The 20,920-nt window shown below is 66.6% G+C and carries 11 protein-coding genes and 1 tRNA gene; 10 read left to right on the forward strand and 2 right to left on the reverse strand.

Annotated features, from left to right (window positions below):
* Positions 1 to 326: 326 nt before the first annotated feature.
* Both I6E04_RS04230 and I6E04_RS04235 read left to right on the forward strand, forming a co-directional pair.
* A complete protein-coding gene (locus I6E04_RS04230; RefSeq protein ID WP_235421918.1) occupies positions 327 to 1,418 on the forward strand; it encodes a hypothetical protein in 1,092 nt (363 codons plus the stop codon).
* On the forward strand, positions 1,418 to 2,509 hold the full coding sequence (locus I6E04_RS04235) for a hypothetical protein (RefSeq protein WP_235421919.1): 1,092 nt from the start codon (positions 1,418 to 1,420) through the stop codon (positions 2,507 to 2,509). The genes I6E04_RS04230 and I6E04_RS04235 overlap by 1 nt, the downstream gene beginning before the upstream one ends.
* 567 nt (positions 2,510 to 3,076) lie before the next feature.
* On the opposite strand, the gene I6E04_RS04240 is transcribed toward I6E04_RS04235, so the two are convergent.
* Entirely contained in the window at positions 3,077 to 3,619 is a 543-nt protein-coding gene (locus tag I6E04_RS04240) for a biotin transporter BioY (protein WP_235421920.1), read from the reverse strand.
* A gap of 156 nt (positions 3,620 to 3,775) precedes the next feature.
* Here I6E04_RS04240 and I6E04_RS04245 point away from each other — a divergent pair.
* The 3 genes from I6E04_RS04245 to I6E04_RS04255 all read left to right on the forward strand — a co-directional run bounded on the left by I6E04_RS04245 (position 3,776) and on the right by I6E04_RS04255 (position 7,007).
* Positions 3,776 to 3,852 (forward strand) — tRNA-Glu (locus I6E04_RS04245).
* A gap of 407 nt (positions 3,853 to 4,259) precedes the next feature.
* Positions 4,260 to 5,573 (forward strand): uracil-xanthine permease family protein, encoded by a 1,314-nt coding sequence (locus I6E04_RS04250; protein ID WP_235421921.1) that lies wholly within the window; start codon positions 4,260 to 4,262, stop codon positions 5,571 to 5,573.
* A gap of 27 nt (positions 5,574 to 5,600) precedes the next feature.
* Positions 5,601 to 7,007, forward strand: a complete 1,407-nt coding sequence (locus I6E04_RS04255; protein ID WP_235421922.1) for an amidohydrolase family protein — start codon at positions 5,601 to 5,603, stop codon at positions 7,005 to 7,007.
* Positions 7,008 to 7,179: 172 nt separating this feature from the next.
* Here the strand turns inward: I6E04_RS04255 and I6E04_RS04260 are convergent, their stop codons facing one another.
* Positions 7,180 to 9,276, reverse strand: coding sequence for a glutamine synthetase III family protein (locus I6E04_RS04260; protein ID WP_235421923.1), 2,097 nt, complete (start codon positions 9,274 to 9,276; stop codon positions 7,180 to 7,182).
* A 742-nt stretch (positions 9,277 to 10,018) separates the two neighbouring features.
* Here I6E04_RS04260 and gltB point away from each other — a divergent pair.
* The 5 genes from gltB to I6E04_RS04285 all read left to right on the forward strand — a co-directional run bounded on the left by gltB (position 10,019) and on the right by I6E04_RS04285 (position 20,875).
* The gene (gene gltB / locus I6E04_RS04265) at positions 10,019 to 14,638 is read left to right on the forward strand and encodes a glutamate synthase large subunit (RefSeq protein ID WP_235421924.1); all 4,620 of its coding nucleotides are present in this window, start codon (positions 10,019 to 10,021) and stop codon (positions 14,636 to 14,638) included.
* Entirely contained in the window at positions 14,631 to 16,121 is a 1,491-nt protein-coding gene (locus tag I6E04_RS04270) for a glutamate synthase subunit beta (protein ID WP_235421925.1), read from the forward strand. Before gltB ends, I6E04_RS04270 begins: the two co-directional genes overlap by 8 nt.
* 519 nt (positions 16,122 to 16,640) lie before the next feature.
* Positions 16,641 to 17,516, forward strand: coding sequence for a methylenetetrahydrofolate reductase (locus I6E04_RS04275; protein WP_235421926.1), 876 nt, complete (start codon positions 16,641 to 16,643; stop codon positions 17,514 to 17,516).
* Positions 17,500 to 18,312, forward strand: a complete 813-nt coding sequence (locus I6E04_RS04280) for a hypothetical protein (RefSeq protein ID WP_235421927.1) — start codon at positions 17,500 to 17,502, stop codon at positions 18,310 to 18,312. Before I6E04_RS04275 ends, I6E04_RS04280 begins: the two co-directional genes overlap by 17 nt.
* Before the next feature lie 40 nt (positions 18,313 to 18,352).
* Positions 18,353 to 20,875 (forward strand): homocysteine S-methyltransferase family protein, encoded by a 2,523-nt coding sequence (locus I6E04_RS04285; RefSeq protein ID WP_235421928.1) that lies wholly within the window; start codon positions 18,353 to 18,355, stop codon positions 20,873 to 20,875.
* Positions 20,876 to 20,920 lie beyond the last annotated feature (45 nt).

The raw sequence follows: 20,920 nt of genomic DNA on the forward strand, positions 1-20,920 counted from the left end.
GTCCCCGTTAGGACCAAAGGAGCCGTCGCGCACCCGAAGGCCGCGGCGCGGAGCCCGAAAGCTCGTCGTTATTTTAACGCTTTGAAAACATCTTCGAAACAGTTTGGGCGCATTTTTCGCTCGACGAGGCGGACAAAACGACAGCGCGTGCGACGTCCTGGGTGTCGGTATTTTCGGGGCGTCCGCGGCGCCGAGTGCGCATGCTCGGAACGCCGCCGGCAGCCCGCGCCGCCCGTGTGCGTTTCATCCCTTCGCGCAGGCACTCCCCCACGTACACGATGAGCGCTACACTGTAGAGATTCCATTCGCATCGGAAAGGAGGCGCCGTGGCGTTCGACCCCATACAAGAAGACTGCCTGCGCCTCATCCTCGAGGCCATGCGCCGCGAGCGCGTCTACCCGCTCGACGACGCACTGTTCATCGAGCGGGGCATGGAGCGCTTCCGCGAGGACCCCGCGCAGCTCATCACCCGCGACGTGGACCGTTCGTTCCACCTCATGGCGCGCGCAACCGAGATCTTGGACTATCGCGTCCCGTTTCTACAGGACGAAGCCGCGATCGAGCACGAGGAGGCCCGTGCGGAAAACTACCTGCGCGAGGCTGCCGCCCTCGACGAGCGCAACTGGGACGCGCACCGCATGCTCAACGCGCTTCGGGCGCCCTCCAACGATGCCTACGTGAGCTACCTGCTCGACAACCGCGAGGCCGTCGAGCGTGACGTCATGGCCACCATCGAGGCGGCCGACGACGTCTACAGCCGCGAATACGCCAGCGACCTGGCCTATCGCCCGCTGCTGCGCTGGCTCGCCGCGCTGGCGTCGCGTGCGGTCATCGCTGGGCAGTACCGGCTCGCCCTCACCGTCACCGAGGAAAGCCTAGGCATCGCACCGGCCGACCCCGCCGACATCCGTCACACCGGCATGCTCGCCATGGCCAAACTCGAGGCGAACGCCCACGACATCAAGCAGTACCGCTCGCGCCACGCCATCGCCTACCAGATCGCGGGGCCCCTGCGTCGCCGTCACCATGTGGCCGACAAGTCGCCGGACGCTTGGACGCTGCTGGCCGAGATGTGCGTCGCGTACCGCTCCTTCGACTACCATGGCGCCGACCGCGCCCTGCACATGCTCATGCGCGTCTACCCCGATGCCGCGCAGGCCCTGTTCTATCAGGCGGAGTTCCCCGACGGCATCTACGCGCGCGTGAACGTGGAGCCCGGCAGCCAAGACGAGCTCATCCTCGCCATCAGCGAGGCGACCCCGCTTTTGCAAGAGGGTATCGGCACGCCCGATAACGCCTGCTTCTCGTCGTGGCTCGCCGGCCATGAGCTCGTGCAGCGCGCCTTAAAGGAGCGCGCGGCAAGCACCTCCGGGCCAGCCGGTGCCCCCGGACGCAGTACCGCGGGAGGCGACAACTGATGGAACCGCGCGACTACATCCCCGCCTATCTTGAGCGCGAATACCTCGCCTCGCACGAAGGGCTCACGCCCGCGGCGCGCTCCCTCGTGCATGAGGAGATCCAACGCGACCCGGCACGCTATGCCACGACCGAACACGCGCAGGCGCTTGTCGCCTATGCACGCGCCCATGAGCACCTGATGCTCGAGCTCGAACGCATGGAGGAACTGACCGACCAGGAATTCGAGAAGCGTCGCGACCGGCTGTTCGCCGAGACCCGCAGCGCGCTGCACGACATCGCCCGCGCCGATCGGCTGTGCATCGATGCGCGGCTGGTCGAGATCATGCTCGCCAACGTGCCGATCGATGCGTGCTTGAACGACCTGATGAAGCTCGAGGGCGAGATTCACGAGCATCTTGCCGCCGACCCCGCGTTCGACGATGACGCCCCCGGCTATTGGCGCGAAGATCGCCTGGGCGGCATGAGCTGTGCCGAGCGCACGCGCACCGACCCCGTCATGATCGGCTGGCTGCACACGCTCGAGGCGATCTCGCAGCTCGCCATGGCGAGCGCGCGCTACCGGGCGTCCGCCGAGTACGCGCAAAAGGTCATGCGTGCTCGAGGGTACGCGAACCGCGCATACGGCACCGTACTTCTGGCGTTGGCGCGCTTGGAGGACGAGGACGGCTTTTTCGCCGCGGCACGGCAAGCGGACAAAGCCGCGGATGCCGGCGCCGATGCGGACGCAGGCTCGACCGACGTGGCGTCGCGCGAGCCGGGACTTTCCGACAGTGTCGAGGATTCCCCGTGGTACCTGCTGGGACGCACCTTGCTGCTGTTCAAGCTCGGCCGGCGCAAAAACGCCCGCCGTGCGCTCAAGGACTTTGCCGCGCGCTGCGAAGGCGGCGCGTTCTTCCTGCTCAACCCTACGTACCTGACGCCGTATCTGCCCGTGAGGCCACCGGTGCGCGAGGTATGGGAGCTCTCGCATCAAGCCGTGTGGGAAGCCGACGGCATCATCGTGGACACGCCCGATTTTTGCACCTGGGCGGCGCAGGTCGAGGGCATCGAGGACATCTCCGAGAACTTCGCACGCCAATACGGGTTCTAGCCCGGCGGCACGGGGCGGCGGCGCGGGTTTTGTCCGTCAGCAAAGGTTCAACCTGACAACACCGGCTTTGCCCGGCGATCCGAGCGCCGGTCCGGCCGGCGACTCGACTACCGATTCGGCAGACGTTGCGATCACCGACGTGGCAAGGCGCTCGGATTTTGAAGTGCCCTATCCGGAGGTGTCGCGACGGCCGAAGACGCCAACTTGCTAGATTTGCACTTTTCGGGGGTTTTGGAAGAGCGCGACGGATTACTGGAGTTCTGACGTTTTTGCCGCTGCCATCTACCTGCGGTTTTATTACTTGCCAAAACGGACTTGTCACAGACGGGACTTGAAACCCCCTAAAAGTGCAAATTTAGCAAGTTGCCTCAGACGAAAGCGCTCAAAGCGCGGCCCCATCCGCCATCGCAGCCATGCGGAAACCGTAGCGATGAGGGTATCCGCTCGCTTGAGTCCCAATCATGACGCGTGAGGGCAAAGGACGAAAACAAAAGAGTGTCGCCTCATCGATGACAAAACCGATGCGGCGACACGAAAAGCAATGCCCGAGCTTGAGCAAACCTGCGATCAGGCGTGCGGCGACAGACGGCCTGTGGCGCGAGCGACGGCGCAACCGACCTGCGCGCCCACGGCAAGTTTGACGATATCGGGAACCACGAAGGGCACGACCGCGATCAGCAGTGCGGCGACGACATCCATCGAGCCGACGACCATGAGCTGGAACGTTCCGCAACAATACGAGATGAGCAGCAGGATGATGTCGGCGATGAGTGCACGTGTGAACAGGGGCAGGCGCTCAGGTAACAGGCCCTTGACGGTCGTGGCGACCAGCATGCCGATCAAAAAGCCCCACAGAAAGCCGCCGGTCGGTCCGAAGATCGAACCGATTCCGCCGGAGAAGCCCGAGAACACCGGAAGGCCGATCGTTCCCAGCAGCAGGTAGACGGCGACGGATGCACATGCGCCCGTGCGGTCGAGGGCGACAGGCAGCATGGCGAGGGCGAGCGTCTGCAGCGTGAACGGCACCGGACCGATGGGTAGCGTGATCCACGCCGAGACGGCGAGCAGTGCAACCGAGACGCCAACGTATGCGATCTGGCGGGTGTTCATGATTTCCTCCCATGGAAGACGGCGGTGCCGTCGGCAGACGGCGCGACGCGCCCAGTATAGCAACGGCCACGGTGCGGGGCCGGCGGATTCGTGTATTCCCCGTGTTCCAGCGTGCGCGCGGCATACGGGTATTTTTCTGCTATACTCAACTGCGCTGTCCCCATCGTCTAGCGGCCTAGGACGTCGCCCTTTCAAGGCGAAGATCACGGGTTCGAATCCCGTTGGGGGCACCATCGACCTCCCAAGCCCGGTACGCCTGCGTGCCGGGCTTTTTGCTGCCGCGCGCCGGGATTCGAACCCGGTGGGGTCGCGAGGCTGCGCAAACGCGCGAGCGTTTGCCAGCGAGCGTGCGAGGGCGCGCCAGCGCCCGAAGCCGCGGACGCCGCAGGCGGACGCGAATCCCGTTGGGGGCACCATCGACCTCCCAAGCCCGGTACGCCTGCGTGCCGGGCTTTTTGCTGCCGCGCGCCGGGATTCGAACCCGGTGGGGTCGCGAGGCTGCGCAAACGTCCCATTTTCCCCTGGCCCCTTTTGGGGCAGGGGCATCGGCCTTGTGGAACATGACATAACGTACCTTACAATGGCCCGCTCCTTGAACTATGCTCATACCTGTCATGTCAAAAGCGTGGGAAGGAAACACATGGCATCCGGTAACAACCTCGTCCTGGGCGTCAACGATCGCGTTGAGCCGCTAAAGGCGGTGGGCCTCGCATTCCTGCACGTCCTCGCCATGGACCTCTACGTATGCCCCATCGTCCTGTCGGCGATGCTCGGTCTCGACACCGAGGGCACCAACCAGCTCATCCAGATCTGCTTCTTCACGGCGGGCATCGCCACCCTCATCCAGACGGGTCTGGGCATCAAGCTCCCCGTCGTCCAGGGCGCGAGCTTCGTCGCGCTGTCGGCGCTCGCGACCATCGGCGCGAACGGCGGCATGGCGATGATGGTCGGCAGCATCATCCCCGGCGCGATCATCCTCATCCTGCTCGGCGTCACCAAGCTGTTCGCCAAGATCGTTCGTCGCTGCATCCCGCCCTACATCGGCGGCCTCATCATCGTGATCGTCGGCTTGTCGCTCACCCCGACCGCCGCGGGCGGCGTCTTCAGCATCGATGGCGGCCTCGCCGCCAACCTGGCGCCCGGCCTCGCCGCCATGATCACGCTCGTCATCATGAACGTCATCGCGTACAAAACCGGCTACAAGCACCATCTCGTGAGCGTCCTGTCCGTCCTGTGCTCGCTCGCTGTCGGCTGCGTCGCCGCCGCCATCGTGGGTGTGCTCGACTTCTCGACCGTCGCCACCTCCGCGTGGTTCGCCATGCCCATGCCGTTCCACTTCGGCATGCCGGTCTTCGACATCCCCTCGATCGTGCTCATGACCTTCATCTACTTCATCGTGCTCATCGAGACCACCGGCGTGTGGTTCACCGTCGGCGACGTCACCAACGAGGAGCTCACCGACGAGCGCCTGAACCACGCCGTCATCGGCGAGGGCCTGGGCTGCCTCGTGGGTTCGCTGTTCGGCGGCACCCCGCTCACCGGCTACTCCACCAACGCCGGCATCATCTCCATCACCAAGGTCGCGAGCCGCGTCGTCGTCATGGTCGCCGGCATCATCCTCGTCGTGCTCGGCATGTGCCCCAAGCTCATGGCCGTCATCTCCTCGGTGCCCGAGGCCGCCATCTGCGGCGTGCTGCTCGTCGTGTGCCAGATCCTCGTGGTCAACGGCCTGCGCATCATCATCAACTCCCAGCTCGACCAAAAGAAGATGCTGGTCATCGGCCTGTCGCTCATCTTCACCGTCGGCAGCCTCGTGCTGTCCGCCGACGTCAAGGCCGAGTTCCCCGTCATGCTGCAGTACCTGGTGAGCAGCGGCACCGCCGTCGGCGGCATCATCGCCGTCGTGCTCAACCTGCTGCTGCCGGCAGACCCTGCGGCAAACGGCGAGGAGTAGCCAATCGCGCCTCGGAAAGGAGCAGCCATGTCCACAGTCTCCAACCTGAAAGCCGTCCTCGGCTCGTTTTTCCACACGCCGGTCTACGGCGGCTTCGAGCTTTTGGAGCGCACCCTCATCGAGCTTGACGACGACGGCGTGATCGAGCGCATCACCCGTCCGGACGACGCGGCCTACGCCGAGCACGTCGCCGCCGCCCGCACGGCGGGCGAGCGCGAGCCCGGCTCGTTTATGGAGCTCGCACCCGACACCTATATGCTGCCGGGTTTCGTGGACCTGCACGTCCACGCGCCCCAGTGGCCGCAGGCCGGCGTCGCCCTCGACGAACCGCTGAACGTCTGGCTCGACCAGCGCACATTCCCGCTCGAGGCGCGCTTCGCCGATCCCGAGTTCGCCTACACCGTCGGCGCTGACCTGGCCCGCACGTTCTTGTCGCGCGGCACCACGACGGTGCTGTACTTTGCCAGCGCGCACCTCGAGGGCAGCTACGCCGTCTCGCGCGCCTGCGCCGAAGCCGGCCAGCGCGCCATCGTGGGCAAGGTCGTCATGGACGACCCGGCGGCCAACCACGACTTCTACCGCGACGCCACGCCCGAGCAGGCGCTCGTCGATACCGAGGAGTTCCTCACGCGCGTCGAGACGCTCGACGCGCAAAGCCGCGCGGCCGATCCGCGCTTCGCGGGCGCTTATGCCGCCGTGACGCCGCGCTTCATCCCCAGCTGCACCGACGAGGCACTCGCCGGCCTGGGCCAGATCGCCGCCGCGCATGACGCCTACATCCAGTCGCATTGCAACGAGGGCCAGTGGGAACACGGCGTGGCGATCGAGCGCTTTGGCAAGACGGACGCCGAAGCGCTCGCGAGCTTCGGGCTGCTGGGACCCAAGTCCATCATGGCGCACTGCACGTTCATGAACGACGGCGACACCGCGCTGTTCGCCGAGACGGGCACCGTCGTGGCGCACTGCCCCATCTCCAACGCGTACTTCGCCAACAGCGCCTGCCCGGTGCGCCGCATGCACGAGGCCGGCGTGCGCATCGGCATGGGCACCGACATCTCGGGCGGGTTCTCACCGAGCATGTACGACGACATCCGCCAGGCCGTCATGACGTCTCGCATGCTCGAGGAAGGCGTCGACGCGCTCGTGCCGCAGGAGCGCCGCGGCGCCGGGCGTCCGTCGCGCATCTCGGCACCCGAGGCGCTGTACCTCGCGACCAAGGGTGGCGCGGAGGGACTCGGCCTGGCGACCGGCTCCTTCGAGGTCGGTCGCGCCTTCGACGCGCAGGCCATCGACACGCGTCGCCCGTACGCGGACCTCACGGGCTTCGGGGTCTTCGACGAACCGGGCGACAAGCTCGCCCGCATCCTCTACCTGGCGACCCCCGACAACATCCGTCAGGTCTGGTGCCAGGGCAAACTCGTGATCGAGCGTTAGCGGTCGCACGGCGGGGCGGACAGCGCTTCCGCCCCGATGTTGCCCAGGTCACAACGATAAAAGCCCGGCTGCCGCACTGGCAGCCGGGCTTTCGGTTTTCGCGACGAACAGTCGCGCGATGTCCCGATTTTCTCCTGGCCCCTTTTGGGACATGAAGCCAGGTGCCGCCGTTCTACACGTAGAACAGGATCTCGTCGTAGGTCGGCACCGGCCAGTAGTCGGCCGCCACGATCTCCTCCATAGCGTCGACGGCACCGCGAAGCGTCTCCATGGCGGGAGCCACCTCGTGCGCGTAGCAGTTCGCCTGCTCTTGGGGATCGACCAGCGCCTCGGCCTTCTGATGCAGCGCGTCGAGTGCCTTGATCGCCTCGTTGATCTCCGTGATGCCGCAGCACAGCTTGTTGAGCGTGTTCTGCTCGCAGGTCATCGCGGCCTCGGCGCCGGCGGCGCGGATGGTTTCCAGGCCCTTGGCGACCTTCGTGGCGTACGCGGTAATCACGGGGCGGTACGTGCGGCGCGCCTCGCGAACCATCGTCGTGGCCTCGATGTTCATGAGCTTGTTGTACTTCTCGAGCTTGACCTCATAGCGGCTGAACGCCTCGGTCTCGGTCAGCACGCCCATGCCCCGCCACAGCGCCATGCTCTCGGGCGCGACCATCTGCGGCAGCGCATCGGCGGTCGTGCGCAGGTTCAGCAGCCCGCGCTTCTCGGCCTCCTGCTCCCACGCCTCGGAGTAGCCGTCGCCCGAGAACAGGATGCGACGGTGTTCGTTCAGCGTCTTCTTGCAGTACTCGAGCGCCGCATCGGCGAACTCATCGGCGGGCACGCCCTCGAGCGCATCGGCGAACGCCTTGAGCGACTCGGCCACCGCCGTGTCGAGCACCAGGTTGGCATCGGACGGATTCTGCTCGGAACCGACGGCACGGAACTCGAACTTGTTGCCCGTGAAGGCGAACGGCGAGGTGCGGTTGCGGTCGGTGTTGTCCTGCTCGAGGTTGGGCAGCACGTCGGCACCCAGATCGAGCACGCCGTGACGCGCGTGCACCGACGCCTTGCCGTCCATGATCTTCTGCACGACCTCGGTGAGCATGTCGCCCAGGAAGATGGAGATGATCGCGGGAGGCGCCTCGTTGGCACCCAGGCGATGGTCGTTGCCGCAGCCGGCCACCGACATGCGCAGCAGACCCTGGTACTTGTCGACCGCCTCGATGACCGCGGTGAGGAACACCACGAACTGCAGGTTCTCGAGCGGCGTGTCGCCCGGATCGAACAGGTTCTCGTCCTCGGTGCCGATCGACCAGTTGTTGTGCTTGCCCGAGCCGTTGATACCCTCGAACGGCTTCTCGTGCAGCAGGCAGGTGAGATCGAACTGCGAGGCGACGAGCTTCATCTTCTCCATGACGAGCATGTTGTTGTCGACGCCCTCGTTGAGCTCGGTGTAGACCGGGGCGAGCTCATGCTGGCAGGGCGCGACCTCGTTGTGCTTGGTCTTGGCGGGAATGCCGAGCGCCCACAGCTCGTCATCGAGAGCCTTCATGTACTTGGACACCGACGGGCGGATCGCGCCGAAGTAATGCTCCTCGAGCTCCTGGCCCTTGCAGGGCGGCGCACCGAACAGCGTGCGGCCGCAGATGACGAGATCGCGACGATGGCGATAGGCGTCCTTCTTGATGAGGAAGTACTCCTGCTCCAAGCCCACACTCGGAACGACGCGCTTGGGGTGCTTGCCGAACAGCGCCAGCACGCGCTTGGCCTGCGTGTCGAGCACCTTCATCGAGCGCAGGAGCGGCGTCTTCTTATCGAGCGCCTCGCCGTTGTAGCCGCAAAACGCGGTGGGGATGCACAGCACCTCGTCCTTGATGAACGCCGGGCTCGTGGGGTCCCAGGCGGTGTAGCCGCGGGCCTCGAACGTGGCGCGCAGGCCACCGTTGGGGAAGCTCGACGCGTCGGGCTCACCCTGGATGAGCGCCTTGCCGGTGAACTTGGTGATGGCGGTGCCGTCGTGGTTGGGCTCCAGGAAGCTGTCGTGCTTCTCGGACGTGATGCCGGACAGCGGCTGGAACCAGTGCGCGTAGTGCGTGGCGCCGTGCTCGATCGCCCACTCCTTCATGGCGTGCGCCACGGCGTTCGCCACGTCCAAGTCGAGGGGGGCGCCTCGATCGATCGTCGCAGACAGGCGTTTGTAGATGTCCTTGGGAAGACGCTTACGCATCACGTCCTCCGAGAACACCATGGTGCCGAAGCGACTGGTGAGTTCGGTATCGGCCATAGGGACTCCCTTCATATGCGCGCCGACGGAACACATCGACGCGTTATCCCAACGAACGCATTGTAGGTTACGCGGCGTGCGTTTCGTCGGAATTACCGCCGTGTTGCTAGGTTGAAACGAAAAACACCACGAACGCCGCCAACGGGAGCCGCCGGAAAGCATGACGGCTCTGCCAAAATGGGCGACGGGCAGCGTTCAGCGACCGGTTAGCGACGGATTTGGCCTCGTATTTCCTCGTCCCGAGACCGACTTGGGCAATTTGTTCAGATATGTAGGTTACACTTGGTGAACTAATAGCGTTTGTTATTATCTCGCCGCTCAAAGAACCCAGCTTAAGGTCGCAATGCGGTCAAATCGGTCAGCTTGAACTCCACTTTTCGGGCTTGCGCCCCCATTTTTCCGCTCGGAGCTCCGTCGACACCTTCATATCTGAACAAATTGCCCACCTTGCTGCCGCGCGACATATGAAGGCCGGACAATCCGGCACATTTGCCGTTCCGCCAGACCGACACTGCGCCAAAACCGCAAAGCGGCGCATCCCGTTGTCGCGCGCAATCACACGCGATCCGCCCCGTTTCGCCACCTGTCCTGCAGCGACTTCGTTTGGCCGTCAAATCGAAACCACACGGAAACCGGCGGGAAAACCCGCGGCAACCGCAGCTGTCTACCATGGGTCGCCGCACCCGTGCGCACCGTCACACGCGTGCATGTATTCCCGCCTCGATCCGACAGGGGAGGACGCATGGGCGAACAGACCCTCTACAGACCCGAATTCGAACACGACGCCTGCGGCATCGGCGCGCTCGCCTCGATCGACGGCACGCGCAGTCACCAGATCCTGGACGATGCGCTCTCGGTGCTGGTCAACCTCGAGCACCGCGGCGGCACCGGTCTCGAGCGCAACACCGGCGACGGCGCGGGCATCCTATTCCAGATCCCCCATCGCTTCTTCCGCAAGGAGGCGCAGCGGTGCGGCCAGCTTCTGCCCGCCGAAGGCGACTACGGCGTGGCCATGCTCTTCTTCCCGCAGGATGAGCAAGGTGTCCACGCAGCCGTTCGCGCCTTCGAGGAAGGTTGCGCGCAGGAAGGCATCCCCGTGCTCTTCTGGCGCGACGTACCCGTCGACGCGCACGACCTGGGCGAGACCGCGCGCGCGTGCATGCCCACGATCAAGCAGGCATTTCTGGGTCGACCCACCGACACGGAGCCCGGGGACGCCTTCGAGCGACGCCTGTACGTGTGCCGTCGCACCGTCGAGAAGCGCGCCGCCGCCGAACACGCGCTCGCGGACAAGATCTTCTACGTGTGTTCCATGAGCGCGCGCACGATCGTGTACAAGGGCATGCTCGTGGCAACGCAGATGCGTCGCTTTTTCATCGACCTCAACGACGCCGCTGTCAAAACCGCCGTGGCACTTGTCCACTCGCGCTATTCCACCAACACCACCCCGAGCTGGGAGCGCGCGCATCCTAATCGCCTGATCATCCACAACGGCGAGATCAACACGCTCAAAGGCAACGTCAACTGGATTCGCGCCCGCGAACCGAACCTGTACTCGCCCATCTTCCAGCACGACCTCGAGCGTGTACTGCCCATCATCAACCGTGAGGGCTCCGACTCAGCCATCTTGGACAACGTGCTCGAGTTCCTAGTCATGAACGGCCGCCCGCTCACCCGAGCGGTATCGCTGCTCATGCCCGAGCCCTGGGACGAAAACGACACCCTCACGCCCGCGCGACGCGCCTACGACGCCTATCAGTCGATGCTCATGGAGCCATGGGACGGACCCGCCGCGATCGCCTTCACCGACGGTCGCACGCTCGGCGCCGCACTCGACCGCAACGGCCTGCGCCCCGCTCGCTACATCGTCACGCGCGACGATCGCTTCCTGCTGTGCTCCGAGGTCGGCGCACTCGAAATCGACCCTGCCAACGTGCTCACAAGCGGCTGTCTGGGTCCGGGCGAGATGCTCGAGGTCGACCTCGAGCATGCGCGCATCCGCTACAACGACGAGATCCGCAACGGGTTCGCCAAGCTCAAGCCCTTCGCCGACTGGATCGCGGACGAGACCCTCGAACTGGACGATCTCGACGCGGACGAAGAAGGCACAGCAGATCTCGAACCGGCGCCCCGCCCCGCGGACGCCATGCGCTACGGTTACCACTGGGACGACATCCAGGAGGTGCTGCGCCCCATGGCGGCAACCGGGTCGACCCCGCTCGCCTCGATGGGCATCGACGCACCGCTCGCCTGCCTCTCGCTCAAAACCCGCTCCTTCTACGACTACTTCTTCCAGCTATTCGCGCAGGTGACGAACCCGCCCATCGACGCGCTGCGCGAGCATCTGGTCACCTCGACCGTGCTGTACCTGGGCAACCACGGCAACCTACTCGAGGACTGTCGCGCCTCCTGCCGCCTCATCAAGCTCGAATCCCCCCTGCTCACCCGCGACGGCTTCCGCCGCATCTGCAACGTCGACCGCGCGGGCTTCGAGGCGCGCACCTTCCGCGCCGCCTACCGACGCGACGATGCCCCGGGTTCCCTCGAACGGTCACTGAAGAATCTGTCCTCGCAGGTCATCGAGGCTGTACGGGAAGGCGTGAACATCGTCGCGCTGTCCGATCGCACCCAGACCGGCGAGGTGCCCATACCCGCGCTGCTCGCCGTGGGAGCCGTCCACAACGCCCTCATGCGCGCTGGCCTGCGCACGTTCGCCGACATCGTCGTCGAGTGCGGCGACGCGCTGTCGGCCCACGACTTCGCGGCGCTCATCTCCTACTCGGCGAGCGGCATCTACCCCTACATGGCCCACGCACTCGTAGCGCGCATGGCCGACGAGCGCGACCTCATCGCCGCCGACGGGCACGAGCTCGACGCACGCGAGGCGATCGACAACTACAACCGCGCCGCATTGGCGGGCGTCGTGTCGATCATGTCCAAGATGGGCATATCGACCGTCCAGAGCTATCACTCCGCGCAGATCTTCGAGGCGGTGGGCTTGGCGCCGAGCATGATCGACCGCTATTTCGGCGGCACCGTCTCGCGCGTCGGCGGTCTTGCGGTCGACGGCGTAGAGCGCGAACTGAACGAGCGCTACGACGCCGCCTGCGCCCAGCTCGCCGCAGCCGTCCCTGGCGCGCTGCCGAGCCTCGGCCTCACGAAGTGGCGCCCGCAGGACGGCGAGGACCATCTGATAGATCCCGATACCATCTACCTGCTGCAACAGGCCGTGCGTACCGATTCGTACGAGACGTTCGAAGCCTACAGCGCGCACCTTCGCCGGCCCGGGCGCGCGGTGCGCCTGCGCGACCTGCTGGACTTCGATGACCGCGGATGCACACCCGTGCCGCTCGACGAAGTCGAGGACGCGCGGAGCATCGTCACGCGCTTCAACACCGGCGCCATGAGCTACGGATCGATCAGCCAGGAGGCGCACGAGTGCATGGCCATCGCCATGAACCGCCTGCATGGCCGTTCCAATTCCGGCGAGGGTGGCGAAGACCCACGGCGCGAGACCCCGCTCGCGAACGGAGACTCGGCGAATTCGGCCATCAAGCAGGTGGCGAGCGGGCGCTTCGGCGTGACGAGCCGTTACCTCTCCTCGGCCATCGAACTGCAGATCAAGATGGCCCAGGGAGCCAAGCCCGGCGAGGGAGGACACCTTCCCGGCAGGAAGGTGTACCCCTGGATCGCCCGCGTGCGCCAGTCGACGCCGGGCATCGGACTCATCTCTCCCCCGCCGCACCACGACATCTACTCCATCGAGGACCTGGCGGAGCTCATCTTCGACCTCAAGTGCGCGAATCCCGACGCCCGCGTGAGCGTGAAGCTCGTGTCCGAGGCGGGCGTGGGCACCATCGCCACCGGCGTGGCCAAGGGCGCGGCCGACAAGATCCTCATCTCCGGACACAACGGCGGTTCGGGCGCGGCACCGCGCGACTCCATCTGGCACGCCGGCCTGCCGCTCGAGCTCGGCCTGGCGGAGACGCAGCAGACGCTCCTGCGAAACGGCCTGCGCTCGCGCGTGGTGCTCGAGGCCGACGGCAAGCTCATGGACGGTACCGACGTCGCGGTGGCATGTCTGCTGGGCGCCGAGGAGTTCGGCTTCGCCACCATGCCGCTCATCGCCATGGGCTGCCTCATGCAGCGCGATTGCCAGCGCGACACCTGCCCGGCAGGCATCGCCACGCAGAACTGCCGCCTGCGCGGACGTTTCGCCGGCAAGCCCGAGCATGTCGAGCGCTTCATGCTCTTCGTGGCCGAGCAGCTGCGGCACGTCATGGCGCGACTCGGCTTTTGCACCGTCGACGAGATGGTGGGCCACCCCGAATACCTCCGTCAGGTCGAGGTCGACGGCAACTGGAAGACCGGATGCATCGATCTGTCCTGCGTGCTCGCCCCCGCCACGTGCGAGTTCGGCACGCAGGTACCGGGCGCGGACTGCCCGCACTTCCTGCCCGAGATGGCCGCGGACGTCGAGCTCGACCGCACGCTCGACGCCACGCTGTTCATCCCCTACACCGCCGACGCGCGCCGGCACCTCACCCGCCAGCGCTTCCATGCCGACATCGCCAACGTCAACCGCTGCGTGGGCACCATGCTGGGCCACGCCGTTACCGCGGCGCACCCCGATGGCCTGCCCGAGGGGCTCATCACCATCGACTGCGCGGGCTCGGCGGGGCAAAGCTTCGCGGCATTTTTGCCGCGCGGCGTGGAACTCAACGTCGAAGGCGACGCGAACGACTACTTCGGTAAAGGACTCTCGGGCGGTACCGTCTCGGTCCGCCCGTCCGAGACGGCGAGCTACAAATTCGACGAGAACGTCATCGTGGGCAACGTCGCCTTCATGGGCGCCACCGGTGGCCGCGGCTTTGTGAACGGCCGCGCCGGTCAGCGCTTCTGCGTGCGCAATTCCGGCGCCACCGTGGTGGTCGAAGGCGTCGGCGCGCACGGTTGCGAGTACATGACGGGCGGTTGCGCGCTCATCCTGGGCGAGGTGGGACCCAACTTCGCCGCCGGCATGACGGGCGGCGTCGCCTACGTGTACGACGAGTACCGGACGCTCGCCGGCCGCTGCAACCTCGACACCGTGGCGCTGCGCCAGCCGACCGACGATGAGCTCGCCCAGATCCGCAAGCTCATCGTCGAGCATGCGCGCGCCACGCAAAGCCCACTCGGCATCAAGATGCTCTACCGTTTCGATGCCATCGCGGCGCATTTCGTGAAGGTGGTTCCGGTGGAATACGAACGCGTGATGGCCATCGTGGCCGATGAGGAGCGTGGCGGCGCGACGCACGAGGAGGCGCTCGAGACGGCGTTCGCCGTCGTCACGGGCACGAAGGAGGTGAAGCGCCATGGGTAGGCAGGGCGCGTTTCTGACGTATGGACGGAAAACGCACGAGCTGCGCGCCATCGAGGAGCGCGTGTGCGACTACGACGAGCTCTACCGGGAACTCGACGAGGATGAGCGGCGCATCCAGGCGAGCCGCTGCATGATGTGCGGCGTGGCGTTCTGCCAGGCAGGACACCCCTTCGGGCATGCGCGCTCGAGCGGCTGCCCGCTGCACAACCTCATCCCAGAGTGGAACGACCTGGTCTGGCGCGGTCGCTGGCGCGAAGCAGCCGAACGTCTTGCGCTCACCAGCCCAATGCCCGAGTTCACAAGCCGCGTGTGTCCGGCGCCGTGCGAAGCCGCCTGCAATTTGGGTTCGGTCGAGGGACAGCCCACGGCGATCCACGATACCGAGCGCGCCATCTCCGACTGGGAATGGGCGCACGGCGGACCGGCGGCATTCCCGCAGACAGCCGCCGACGCGCCGCGCATCGCCGTGATCGGCTCGGGGCCGGCGGGGCTCGCCTGTGCGTGGGAGCTTGCACGCCGCGGAGCCCGTGTGACCGTCGTCGAACGCGCCGATCGACCGGGCGGCCTGCTCATGTACGGCATCCCCAACATGAAGCTCCCCAAAGACGTCGTCGAACGCCGATGCGAGCTCATGGCGGAGCGCGGCATCTCCTTCATGCTGGACACCGATGCCGCCAGCTCTGCGATTGCAGCGGAGCTGGCGGCCACGTTCGACGCCATCGTGATCGCGACGGGTGCCGGTGAGGCCCGCACGCTCCGGGTCCCCGGCGCGCACGCGGACGGCGTCGTGCTTGCCGTGGACTACCTTGCCGCGAGCACGCGCGCGGTGTTGAGCGGCAGCAAACCTGCAATCGATGCGCGCGGGCTCGACGTCGTGGTAATCGGTGGCGGTGACACAGGCAACGACTGCCTGGGCACCGCGGTGCGACAGGGCGCGGCGAGCGTTCGCCAGCTCGAGATCATGCCCGAACCGCCCGAGCATCGCCTGCCGGACAACCCCTGGCCGCAGTGGCCTAACGTCAAGAAGACCGATTACGGCCAGCAGGAAGCGATCAACCTCATGGATGGCGAGGTGCGCACCTGGTCCGCGGACACGCGCGAAGTGCTGGTTGACGACGATGGGCGGGTGCGTGCGCTGCAGATTGTCGACGTCGACTGGTCCAGCGGCTCGCCCGCACCCGTTTTAGGGACGGAACGTGAGGTTCCCGCTCAGCTCGTCCTGATCGCCTGCGGTTTTACCGGGCCCCAGCGCGGCGCACTCGACGCCCTAGGCGTGGCCATGCCCGAACCGGGCGCAGGACGGCCCCTGCCGATTATGGGTACGCAGCCTGCGCACCGCTGTGTATGCACGGGAGCTGCACACGAGCCAAGCGGCGGAATCTGGGCATGCGGCGATGCTCGAGGCGGTGCCTCGCTCGTCGTGAACGCAATTGCCGACGGCGTCGCCTGCGCTCGCGAACTCGCAGCAGCCTGCAGGCTCTAGCACCGGCGGGATGGGGGTCCGCTCCCCCCATCCCGCCTTGTTTTTCGGGACTTCGGCACGATTTTGGGCAATTTGTTCAGATATGAAGGTTTTACATGGCGAACTAATATCGTTTGGTATTACTTCGTCGCTCAGAAACTCCAGTGCAGCGTTGCAATTCGGCCAAATCGGCCAGCTCTAACTCCGAATTCCCGGCTTACGGCACGATTCTTCCGCTCGAAGCTCCGGCAAAACCTTCATATCTGAACAGATTGTCCACATTAGCAGCGGGCACGCAGGCGCGGGCCAAAACAACGGTCAAAACGACCTCTCCCGCATGATCAAAACAGCCCGCTCCATGAAACGAATCCGGCGAAACGGCTGAGCGCTTCATCACCCTGGCGACGTGCCAGTCCCACCGGCTTCCGAGCATCCCGCGCATCCCGTGAACAACACGTTTCGACTTGACCACTCGATCGACTCCCACCGTCAGCGGTGTATGATGCCCCCACCGTACCTTGCGCACCGAAGGGGGACGCCATGAGAGTCGACCAGATCTTCGCCGATGCCCGCGCCGCAGGCGCCCAGCCCGTCTCGTTTGAGATGTTCCCGCCCAAAGGCGAGCTCACGCTTGAGCGGGCACGCGAGGTCGCAGGGGGCTTCGCGCCGCTCGCGCCCGACTTCGTGAGCGTCACCTACTCTGCAGGCGGCTCGGGCAACTCCGCGGCAACCGCGCAGATCGCGCAGATGATCAGCACGGAGTTCGGCATCCCGTCCGTCGCGCACCTCACCTGCATCTCGCTCACACCTGATACGCTCGCCGCCAAGATCGACGAGTTCCGCGCCGCGGGCATCGAGAACGTGTTGGCGCTTCGCGGCGACCTTCCCGCCGGCATGAGCGAGGCCGATGCCGAGAACATCGCCTTCCCCTACGCCAAGGACCTCGTGCCGGCGCTCGTGGACGCCGGCTTCTGCGTGGGCGGCGCCGCCTACCCCGAGGGGCACCTCACCTGCGACGACCTGCCGACCTCCGTCAAGCACCTGCGGCAAAAGCAGGACGCCGGTGCGAGCTTCTTCGTCACGCAGCTCTTCTTTGACAACGAGTACTTCTACCGCTTCCGCGAGCTCGCAGACGCCGCCGGCATCACCGTCCCCATCACCGCGGGCATCATGCCCTTCACGAGCAAACAGCAGATCATGCGCATGGTGTTCACCTGCGCCGCGTCGCTGCCCGCGCCCGTCATCAAGATCCTCGCGCGCTACGAGGACGACCCGGCGAGCCTACGCGAGGCGGGCATCGAATACGCCTGCCGCCAGCTCGAGGACCTCGCCGCCCACGGTGCCGACGGCCTGCACGTGTACACCATGAACCGCGCCGACGTCGCCCAGGCGGCCATGCATGTCCTGCGCCGCTAGCAACCCGCAAACCGACGCGAGGGCGTCCGGGGCCCCCGCCGCCGTGCCGGCCGAACTCGCAAGCCCCGTGCTCTACCGGCCCGCTCCCGGTGAGGGCCCGACCATCGATCGCGCCGAGATGCTGCGTTACCTCGGCTATGCCGGCCAGTCGATCGACGACGCGCTCGCCGAACGCATCGAGAGCACCGCAGCCGAACTCGAAGGCACGCTCGCTCCGCGCGGCGTGCGGCGGGTCTTCCCAATCGACGCCGCGGCACGCAACGAGAACGGTATGCCCTGCATCCGCCTTGCCGGCAGTACGGTGGAGCTGAACGGCAGCGACATCTTCCGCCACCTCAAAGACGCCCGCCTGTGCGTCGTGCTCGCCTGCACGCTCGGCATGGAAAGCGAGCGGCGCCTGCGCGCGCTCGCCGGCCAACGACCGCTCGATGCGACGCTGCTCGACGCTGCGGCTTCGGCCGCGATCGAGGCGACCGTGCGCGCCATGGAGAGCGAGGCGATGCGCGACGCGGCAGCGTGCGGCCTGTCCGCCAACTGGCGCTTCTCGCCGGGCTACGGGGACTGCCCGCTTTCCGCGCAGGGCCCGATCGTGGCGGCGCTGAACGCCGGGCGCCTCATCGGCCTCACCGTCACCGACGACGACCTGCTGCTCCCCTCCAAAAGCGTCACCGCCGTCTTCGGCCTGTTCGATGGCGAGCCGCACGCGGCAAACGACCGCCCGTCGTGCTCGATTTGCCGCCTGCACGGCGCCTGCCCGTTCCGCGAGCGCGACACCACCTGCTATTCCGCACTATGATGAGGCCAGCCGCACGTTTCCCACGCTGAGAAGGACCGCCATGGACTACACGCTCGACCCGATCGCCCCCGTGACCGCCGCGCTCGCAGCCGGCGGCACCTACTGCCCACGCACGCTCGACGCACTGCGCATCGCCGACGACGATCTGCACCGTGTGCTGGAAGGCACGCGCCACCTCCTGCTCGACGGCGGCATGGGTACCATGCTGCAGGCGGCGGGCTTGGCCGCCGGCGAGCTGCCCGAGCTGCTGTGCCTCACCGACCCAGAGGCGATCACCGCGATCCACGCCGCCTACGTCGCCGCCGGCAGCGAGGCCGTGACCACGAACACCTTCGGCGCCAACGCCCGAAAGCTCGGTGACACGGCGACGGTCGAGGAGGTGTTCGATGCGGCGGTGCGGTGCGCCCGCGCGAGCGGCGCGCGCTACGTGGCGGGTGACATCGGCCCGCTCGGCGCGCTGCTGCGCCCCATGGGCACCGTGACGTTCGACGAGGCCTACGAGCTGTTCGCCCAGCAGGCGCGCGCCGCCGCCCGCGCCGGCGTCGACTTCTTCATCATCGAGACCATGACCGACCTCGCCGAGATCCGCGCCGCCGTGCTCGCCTGTCGTGAGAACACCGACCTGCCGATCTTCGCCACCATGACGTTCGAGGAGGACGGCCGCACGTTCTTGGGCACCTCGCCCGAGGTGGCGGCCATCACGCTCGATGCGCTCGGCGCCGATGTCGTAGGCATCAACTGCTCGCTCGGACCCGCGGAGCTCCGCCCGTTCGCCGCGCGCATGCTCGCCGTGACCGAAAAGCCCGTCATGGTGCAAGCTAACGCCGGACTTCCCCGCGTCGAGGACGGCGCCACCGTCTACGATATCCTGCCTGACGCCTACGCGCAGGCGGTTCGCGCCATGGTCGACGACGGCGTCGGGGTTATCGGCGGCTGCTGCGGCACAAATCCCGACTACATCCGCCTACTCGCCGACATCGTCGCCGACCGCACCCCCACCGCGCACCGCGTCGCGCCCGCCCTCACCGTCACGAGCGCCCAGCGCACCGTGAGCCTTCCCACCGCATGCCGCGCAATCGCCGTCGTGGGCGAGCGCATCAACCCGACCGGCAAGAAGCGCCTGCAGCGGGCGCTGCGCGAAGGCAACTTAGACTACGCGGTCGGCCAGGGCATCGCCCAACAGGAGCAGGGCGCCGACGTCCTCGACGTCAACGTCGGCATGCCCGATATCGACGAGGTCGATGTGCTGCCCCGCCTCTGCGAGCAACTCTCGGCGGCGACCTCGCTACCCCTGCAGATCGATTCGACCGATCCGCGTGCGATCGAAGCGGCCGTCCGCCGCTACGCCGGCAAACCGATCATCAACTCGGTCAACGGCAAGCGCGAGAGTCTCGATGCCGTGCTGCCCATCGCCGCGCACTACGGCGCGAACATCATCGGCCTCACCCTCGACGAGAGCGGCATCCCCGAGACCGCCGAGGCGCGCGTGCGCATCGCCGAGCGCATCGTAAGCGAAGCCGCGCGCTACGGTATCGGGCCCGAGCGCATCCTCATCGACTGTCTGGTCATGACCGCATCGACCAACCAAGCGCAGGCGCTCGAGATCCTCGACGCCGTAACCGCCTGCAAGCAGCGGCTGGGCGTCAAATGCGCCCTCGGCGTGTCCAACATCAGCTTCGGCCTGCCCGCCCGCGAGCTGCTCAACGCGACCTTCCTCGCCGCCGCCTTCGGCGCGGGTCTTGACGCCCCCATCATGAACCCGGGCTCCGAGCGCTACATGGATGCTGTCCGCGCGTTTCGCGTCCTCAATGCGGAGGACGAGCAGTCGATGGCGTATATCGAGCGCTTCGGCGCCTGGACGGACCCGTACAAGCGCGATGCGCGACCGGCGCCCGGGCAGGACGGCAGCACGAGCGTCTCCCCGACCGACGACGATGCCGACGCCGCCGACCCCATCCGCCACCTCATTCTCACCGGACGCAAGGGCGATATGGCCGCCGCGACGACGGCGCTGCTCGCCGACCACGATCCGCTCGACCTCATCAACGAGCGGTTCATCCCCGCGCTCGACGAGGTCGGCATCCTGTTCGACAAGGGCACGTACTTCCTGCCGCAGCTCATGGCGTCGGCCGAGGCGGCGCGCGTGGGCTTCGACACCATCCGCGAGCGCATGGGATCCCAGCGGATGGCACGCAAGGGCGAGATCTGCCTGGCCACCGTCAAGGGCGACATCCACGACATCGGCAAGAACATCGTCAAGATGCTGCTCGAGAACTACGGCTTCACCGTCTACGACCTGGGGCGTGACGTCGATCCCCACACGATCGTGGACACCGTGCGGAGCCGCGGCGTCAAGCTCGTCGGCCTGTCCGCTCTGATGACGACCACGGTCCGCGCCATGGAGGAAACCATCGCGCTTTTGCGCGTTGAGGCACCGGACGCGCAGGTCATCGTGGGCGGCGCGGTACTCACGCCCGACTACGCCGCGCAGATCGGCGCGGATTTCTACGCCAAGGACGCGGCGGCCGCGGCGCGCATCGCCGAGGAGGTCTTCGGGAGCTAAGCGAATCGCCCCTGCCGGAATGCTCGGCGCGCACGCCCCGCGCGC

Origin of the sequence: Collinsella tanakaei (assembly GCF_021531055.1) — a bacterium.
GTDB lineage: Bacteria > Actinomycetota > Coriobacteriia > Coriobacteriales > Coriobacteriaceae > Collinsella > Collinsella tanakaei_B.

Excerpts from the sequence above, each read along its gene's own strand:
- I6E04_RS04255 (WP_235421922.1), top strand. The coding sequence starts at position 5,601 with ATGTCCACAGTCTCCAACCTGAAAGCCGTCCTCGGCTCGTTTTTCCAC.
- I6E04_RS04275 (WP_235421926.1), top strand. The coding sequence starts at position 16,641 with ATGAGAGTCGACCAGATCTTCGCCGATGCCCGCGCCGCAGGCGCCCAG.
- I6E04_RS04280 (WP_235421927.1), top strand. The coding sequence starts at position 17,500 with ATGTCCTGCGCCGCTAGCAACCCGCAAACCGACGCGAGGGCGTCCGGG.
- I6E04_RS04235 (WP_235421919.1), top strand. The coding sequence starts at position 1,418 with ATGGAACCGCGCGACTACATCCCCGCCTATCTTGAGCGCGAATACCTC.
- I6E04_RS04240 (WP_235421920.1), bottom strand. The coding sequence starts at position 3,619 with ATGAACACCCGCCAGATCGCATACGTTGGCGTCTCGGTTGCACTGCTC.
- I6E04_RS04270 (WP_235421925.1), top strand. The coding sequence starts at position 14,631 with ATGGGTAGGCAGGGCGCGTTTCTGACGTATGGACGGAAAACGCACGAG.
- I6E04_RS04285 (WP_235421928.1), top strand. The coding sequence starts at position 18,353 with ATGGACTACACGCTCGACCCGATCGCCCCCGTGACCGCCGCGCTCGCA.
- I6E04_RS04250 (WP_235421921.1), top strand. The coding sequence starts at position 4,260 with ATGGCATCCGGTAACAACCTCGTCCTGGGCGTCAACGATCGCGTTGAG.
- I6E04_RS04260 (WP_235421923.1), bottom strand. The coding sequence starts at position 9,276 with ATGGCCGATACCGAACTCACCAGTCGCTTCGGCACCATGGTGTTCTCG.
- gltB (WP_235421924.1), top strand. The coding sequence starts at position 10,019 with ATGGGCGAACAGACCCTCTACAGACCCGAATTCGAACACGACGCCTGC.